The sequence below is a fragment of the Buchnera aphidicola (Pemphigus obesinymphae) genome, from assembly GCF_026122815.1.
Taxonomy (GTDB): Bacteria; Pseudomonadota; Gammaproteobacteria; order Enterobacterales; family Enterobacteriaceae; genus Buchnera_C; species Buchnera_C aphidicola_BJ.
The window spans coordinates 1-493 of record NZ_JAIWQW010000081.1 but is presented as its reverse complement, the minus strand read 5'-3'; the positions used below and the strand labels follow the sequence as shown (position 1 = coordinate 493).

Genomic DNA, 493 nt, shown 5'->3' with positions numbered 1-493 from the left:
CTTACTTATTAAATCAATTTTTTTATTTCTTTTTTTTAACAAATTTAAATTAAAACTAAAAAAAGGTAATTTTAACCAAAAAATTATTTTTTCTAATAAATTTAATCTAGATAAAGATGGAGAAATTGATTTATTTTTTACAAATGCATGAGATTCTATTTTTTTTTTATTATCTATTGTTTTTTTTAATAAAAAAGTGTTACAAATAGAGAAAATAGAGTTTTTATTTTTTTTCTTATCTACAACTTCTTCAACAGTCCGAATAATACCATTTTTATGAAATTTTGGAAGTCGATAACTGGTAGTTTCTATTTCTTCGCCTTTTCTAATACGTAAAACAGAATAATGAGGTGTTTTTATCTCGTCATGCGGAATAATAATTGTTTTCCCACCGCTTTGACGCTTTTCAATTGCATTAACAGCTTCTCTTTTTTCATTTAATAAATAACATGCCACTTCTACAGGCACAATAGCATGTACTTCATGGGTGTTT

1 pseudogene is annotated in these 493 nt (G+C 24.3%); it reads right to left on the bottom strand.

Annotated features, from left to right (window positions below):
* Positions 1 to 493: pseudogene (locus LDP10_RS03190) on the bottom strand (ribonuclease E); the annotation flags it as partial.